The 5,307-nt window shown below is 55.6% G+C and carries 6 protein-coding genes; 3 read left to right on the forward strand and 3 right to left on the reverse strand.

Annotated features, from left to right (window positions below; genetic code table 11):
- Window positions 1-407 precede the first annotated feature (407 nt).
- Entirely contained in the window at window positions 408-740 is a 333-nt protein-coding gene (locus tag AC13DE_RS01355; RefSeq protein WP_483046771.1) for a helix-turn-helix transcriptional regulator, read from the forward strand.
- The gene (locus AC13DE_RS01360) at window positions 727-2,049 is read left to right on the forward strand and encodes a type II toxin-antitoxin system HipA family toxin (RefSeq protein ID WP_483046772.1); all 1,323 of its coding nucleotides are present in this window, start codon (window positions 727-729) and stop codon (window positions 2,047-2,049) included. The genes AC13DE_RS01355 and AC13DE_RS01360 overlap by 14 nt, the downstream gene beginning before the upstream one ends.
- A gap of 91 nt (window positions 2,050-2,140) precedes the next feature.
- On the opposite strand, the gene AC13DE_RS01365 is transcribed toward AC13DE_RS01360, so the two are convergent.
- Genes AC13DE_RS01365 through AC13DE_RS01375 form a run of 3 tightly spaced genes read right to left on the reverse strand, consistent with a single transcriptional unit; the run spans window position 2,141 to window position 4,292 of the window.
- Window positions 2,141-2,305: a hypothetical protein gene (locus AC13DE_RS01365; protein ID WP_483046773.1), complete on the reverse strand. Its 165-nt coding sequence runs from the start codon at window positions 2,303-2,305 to the stop codon at window positions 2,141-2,143.
- Window positions 2,306-2,345: 40 nt separating this feature from the next.
- Window positions 2,346-3,929, reverse strand: coding sequence for a relaxase/mobilization nuclease domain-containing protein (locus tag AC13DE_RS01370; protein WP_483046774.1), 1,584 nt, complete (start codon window positions 3,927-3,929; stop codon window positions 2,346-2,348).
- Between the two features lie 9 nt (window positions 3,930-3,938).
- Window positions 3,939-4,292: a plasmid mobilization protein gene (locus AC13DE_RS01375; protein ID WP_483046775.1), complete on the reverse strand. Its 354-nt coding sequence runs from the start codon at window positions 4,290-4,292 to the stop codon at window positions 3,939-3,941.
- An 848-nt stretch (window positions 4,293-5,140) separates the two neighbouring features.
- Here AC13DE_RS01375 and AC13DE_RS01380 point away from each other — a divergent pair.
- On the forward strand, window positions 5,141-5,307 hold a 167-nt coding region (locus tag AC13DE_RS01380; protein ID WP_483046776.1), incomplete at its 3' end, for a transposase.

The raw sequence follows: 5,307 nt of genomic DNA on the forward strand, positions 1-5,307 counted from the left end.
GTCTTTGACGATCTTCTCGCCAGGGCTTTTGCGTGTTCCAGTTGTCTGTCTCATCGGCCACTCCTCAGTGGTTATGATGAGCCAACAACACTCTCTTATCAAATAACGCTATTTGGACCCATAAGCGCTGACGTCAGACACGCCGGAGCCGTCCGTCACCCCTCACCCTGAGCGGGGGTGGCGGCGGCGAGGACGAAGCAGGCACCCAGCCCGCCCTGCTTTGCTGGTGAGTTTAGAACCTACTATCGTATCTCCTACAATGAGCATTCTAAGACCCGCGAGCAAGCCTTATGGGTCATAAATTACCCATTGACTTGACAAGTAGCTTAAACTCTGCCTATAGTGAGTACTTAAAGACCCATGAAGCGTCTTCACGGGCCTTAACTTACCCAAACGGTAGCAGGACAATGAGAAGAACACGAAGCTATTCCCGCGCAACAAAGCAAGCGCTCACAATCCTCGGCAAACTTGTCAAAGTAGGTCGGGTGGAGCGTGGCCTCACGGCTGCTGAACTCGCCGAACGTGCTGGAATCACGCGTAAGACACTCCGCAAGATCGAGTACGGCGAGACAGGCCCTGAGATCGGCACTGTCTTCGAGGTGGCTGTACTTGTCGGTGTCCGCCTGTTCGAGTTCGATGACCGCACGCTGGCCATGCACAATGCAAGACTTGATGAAAAACTGACGCTGCTCCCGAAGAGCGTCCGGACCTCAAAGCAGGAGGTCGATGATGATTTCTAAGGATGCACAGATCAAAGAAGCGTTTGTCTGGGTTTGGCTGCCGGGCGAGACGGAACCCGTCGTTGCTGGTCGCATCGAACAAATCGGCGAGCGCTATGTCTTCAACTATGGTGCCAGCTACCTTGAGCGTAAGAATGCGGTTCCGATCTACGATCCCGAATTGCCACTCCGCCGCGGCCGGATCGAACCAATCGCAGACCTTACCATGGCCAGTTGCATTCGTGACGGCTCACCCGATGCGTGGGGACGCAGGGTCATTATCAACCGCCTTGTTGGTGCAAAAGCGGCTGAGGCCGAAGTCCGCGAGATCAGCGAGCTGACCTACCTTCTTGAATCTGGCTCTGACCGCATTGGCGCGCTGGACTTCCAACATTCAGCCACAGAGTACGTCCCGCGCATCAAATCAGAGGCTTCATATGAGGAACTGCTCGCGGCCGCCGAACGGATCGAAAAAGGCATTCCGCTCACACCGGCGCTCGACCAAGCCCTCAATCACGGCACGTCGATCGGTGGCGCACGCCCAAAGGCGTTGATTGATGATGGCGATCGCAAACTGATCGCTAAATTTTCATCCGGCACTGACATTTATAGTGTGGTTAAGGCAGAATTCATTGCCATGAGTCTTGCGCGGGCATGCGACCTCAATGTCGCGCCCGTCTCTTTTACCCACGCTGCAGGCAAAGATGTGCTGCTGATCGAACGATTTGATCGGATCAAATCCAAGGATAACTGGCAGCGCAGAGCAATGGTATCAGCGCTCACGATGCTCGGGCTTGACGAAATGATGGCGCGGTATGCTTCCTATGAAGACCTCGCCGAAATCATCCGTCACCGCTTCACAGAGCCGAAGAAGACGCTCAAAGAGCTCTATGGGCGGATATGCTTTAACATTCTCTGCGGCAACACCGACGATCACGCACGCAATCATGCGGCATTTTGGGATGGCAAAATGCTCACTCTCACCCCTGCTTATGACATCTGCCCACAGGGTAGAGCTGGCAATGAGGCATCACAGGCCATGCTCATCAAGGGCGACGACCGCATGAGCACGCTCAGCACCTGCATCGCTGCAGCGCCTGATTTTCTGCTCACAGCAGAGGACGCGAAATCAATCATTCACCAGCAAATCGTGACGATTGCAGGCGAATGGGACGCGATCTGCGAAATTGCAGGACTATCTCCAACAGATAAGAGCCTGTTTGTCGGTCGCCAGTTCTTAAACCCCTTCTGCATCGAAGGGTTAGGCGATGATCATGCCGATATTATCGACCTGTTTCAGGACGCACGCGGCCACCTGACGGGAAAGTAGCCCGCCGTCGCAAACCCAAACTTGTTTGCCACATCGCAAACAACTTCGTAGCCGCCTCGTTTTGCTGCGGGGATCGTGGTCCCTGCAAATTTCAGTCTTCAAGTGCGACCGCGACAAGGCGTTCGATGTATTCATCAGCGCTCATCAAACCGGCTAATTCACCGGCCGGGCCGTGCTCGTCTTTGGATAGCGTTACCGCTTTTTCATAAGCCTTTCGACTGATGGTGATCGTAACAGTGACTTCATCTTCACTCATGTAAATTCCTTTCTGCACTAGCGCGAAGCTGCGTCTAGTATCACTCATCTCGGCTGTGACCGAAACCACCACCGCGCCCACGGCCGCGCTTCTGCCCCACCTCGTCGGCGCGCCGCTTCCAGCTTTTGCGCTGATCATCACCACTATCATCACTACCACCATCACTATCGGACTGCCCTTGCTGAACACGTGCCGCCGCGTTGAATTCGTCCCCGAGCGCTCCTTCCTGCGCGAGTCGGGGATCGGTTTTTGCGGCCCGGACGGCCTCTTTTTCATCAACGCCTTGATCGTCGGCGTCATGCTGCCCTGCTTGCCGGAATTTCTCCCTAAGCGCCTCGCGTTTAAGATCGCGCTCAAGCGATCTTCGCTCGCGCCGATCAATCTTATCGAGGGCTTTTTTCTGACCTTCCATGACGATTTTCTCGCGCTCATGTCGCCGCTCAAGCGCTTCGTTTTCAAGCCCGTGCCGCTCGCGCGGATCAAGCCCTGTTCGCTCGGAAATATGCCCAAGAACAGAGCGCAATGCCGGTGTTCTTGAAATCAGATCGGCAACGCGCGAACGCAGCCGAAAAACTTTGCTTGTGGCTTCGGCATGCTGCGCGGCATGTAGCGCAAGACGTTCCTGTTGCTGGGTCAAAAGTATTGCCTGCTCAGTCTGCGCAAGCGCCTGCCAGCGCGCACCCTGAGCGCGCTCCATTGCTGCCTCTTTTTCGGAGGTCGCGCGTTTGATCCGATCATCATGGTGATGGTCGCGATCATCAGCTGAGTCATGATCGTGATCATGCTGCTCGCGCGCACGCTCTTCGGCCGCCTTCTGACGCGCCCGAGCTTGCACCTTGGCCTGCTCAACGGACGGCAACGTCGCCGATTCAAGGCTGCCAAGCCGCTCATTCAGTTCTTTTGATTTTACGCCTTTGATGTGTCGCGAAAGACTGTGCACGTCGCCGAATTCATCGACGACAACGAAGGCGCGACGATCGCCATTGGCGAGAATGTAACCCTTCTCTTCAAGCGCGTTCTGGAACGCCATCGCGCTGTCAGCAACCTCATAGGCTTCCGTGATTTCAGCACGTCGTTGCTCCGGCGTTATGCCGGTCTTCTTTGTTTGGGCGTTTTCGGCAAGGTTTGCTTCGAGCTGTTCCTTTTTGAACTGCTCGCGTTTCTTCCAGGCCTTGAGTCCTTCGGGCAGTTCATGTCCGTGCTTCTCAGCAAGCTGCACCGCCATGTCGCACAGTTTACGGCGATCATGGGCCAGGTGGATGGCTTTCATCTCAAGGCCGTCGATGCGCGACCAAACGACGTGGCAATGCTCGCGCCCTTCTTTGGTGTGGAACACGATGGCGCGTGGCTGATCCGTCAATCCCAGCTTGTTTTCGATGGCCTCGACGGCCTCGAAATACTGCTCCCGCGTCAGCGGTTCGCTTGGATTGATAGACAGACTATAGAGCGGCTTTTTCGCCTTGGTGCCCGACGCGATCGCATCAAATTCAGCGAACGCGCCATGCAGATCATCCGCAATTGTGCCGCGAAGATCGGCAAGCTCAACGCGTTCGTTATCGTAGGCGTTTAGCAGATGGGTGGCGAGATCAGAGCCGCCTGATCGGGCATTGCCTTTGAGGATCATGGCAACACCTCACGGTTCCCGCCCGAGCGACGACAACAGCACGGTCCGCATTTCTACCAGGTCGCGTTGCGCGGCGATTATGAGTTCGTTCAGATGCTCATGATTGCCCTGTGTATGCGCCTCTTTCAGGTAGAAGGCGAGCGGGCCAAGAACCGCAAGAATACGGGCTGCGGATTGGCGATCAAGCGGCGGCGTACGGGTTGCGCGGATCGGCGTCTGATCGAGCAAGGCGTAGCGAATGAGACCGGCAACGGGCACACCGGCGGCGTCCGCCTGAGCTTTCACGAGCGCGGCTTCCTGCTCGTTAAAACGCGCCTTGAGTGTGATTTGGCGCTGCCTATTTTCGCTGCCGCTTCGGGCCATGGCGCAATCCTTCTTCTGCACTCCTCACATCGGCTGCACGGCCGTCTCCGTGCTCGTTGTTCAGCGCCGAAACGCTGATCGCCGTCCAGGGTGCGAACGCCCTGGTTGATGGGTTCCACAGGGAGAGCCGAAGTCTCCCTTGGTTGAAGCCGGTGCCAAAACACCGGTCGTTGGTTCAGGAGATCGAAATCTCCTGATCAGGTATCCAAAGGGCTCGAAGGCTCTTTGGTCGTAGTGCAGCGACGAAACGCTGCTTGCGGAAATACCGGGGGCCGAGAATCGGTCTCCATGGTGCTTTCCGCACAAGCCGGGGATGGAACGGGGGCGGCATTTGAGCCCCCTTCCCAAGATGGCGCGGGGACCCCGCGCACATCTTGTACCGCCTGCTAACGACCTATGAGTTCATGATACGGCTACAAGTTTAGGAAATTATTAACATCTACTACTAAACCCGCACTCATCATGCGATGCCGTTGATTTCACTTCACTTTTACACGATGTTTTTTCACATGACAAGGATTGGACACGCCAATCTAAACCTGCATTGCAGTCGCCCCCTAACGACCAAAACTGATCGAGTCAGACAGAAACGGATTAGCATGTAGTCACACTCTTTCGTCTCACTCGGCTAAGCGACTGCCAACACCGTGTAGCTTTCGATTGCTTCTTTGACACTTTCGGGGTCGCCATGTTCTGTCACTTTTTGCATCCGCACCATACCGACGTTGTGGGCGCGCAAGTCTGAACCATGAAGTTTGGAGGTGTCTGACGTCAGCGCTTATGGGTCCAAATAGCGTTATTTGATAAGAGAGTGTTGTTGGCTCATCATAACCAGTGAGGAGTGCCCGATGAGACACACAACTGGAACACGCAAAAGCCCTGGCGAGAACATCGTGAACGACATGAAACGGGCGAGCCGCAAAGATTATTCATCCGAAGAGAGGATCCGGATCGTGCTGGATTGCCTGCGTGGCGAAGACAGCAGTGCCGAGCTGTGCCGTCGTGAGGGCATCTC

This window comes from Sulfitobacter sp. L-8 (assembly GCF_056859255.1).

Coding starts and splice junctions, on each gene's coding strand:
- AC13DE_RS01355 (WP_483046771.1), top strand. CDS start 408: ATGAGAAGAACACGAAGCTATTCCCGCGCAACAAAGCAAGCGCTCACA.
- AC13DE_RS01360 (WP_483046772.1), top strand. CDS start 727: ATGATGATTTCTAAGGATGCACAGATCAAAGAAGCGTTTGTCTGGGTT.
- AC13DE_RS01365 (WP_483046773.1), bottom strand. CDS start 2,305: ATGAGTGAAGATGAAGTCACTGTTACGATCACCATCAGTCGAAAGGCT.
- AC13DE_RS01370 (WP_483046774.1), bottom strand. CDS start 3,929: ATGATCCTCAAAGGCAATGCCCGATCAGGCGGCTCTGATCTCGCCACC.
- AC13DE_RS01375 (WP_483046775.1), bottom strand. CDS start 4,292: ATGGCCCGAAGCGGCAGCGAAAATAGGCAGCGCCAAATCACACTCAAG.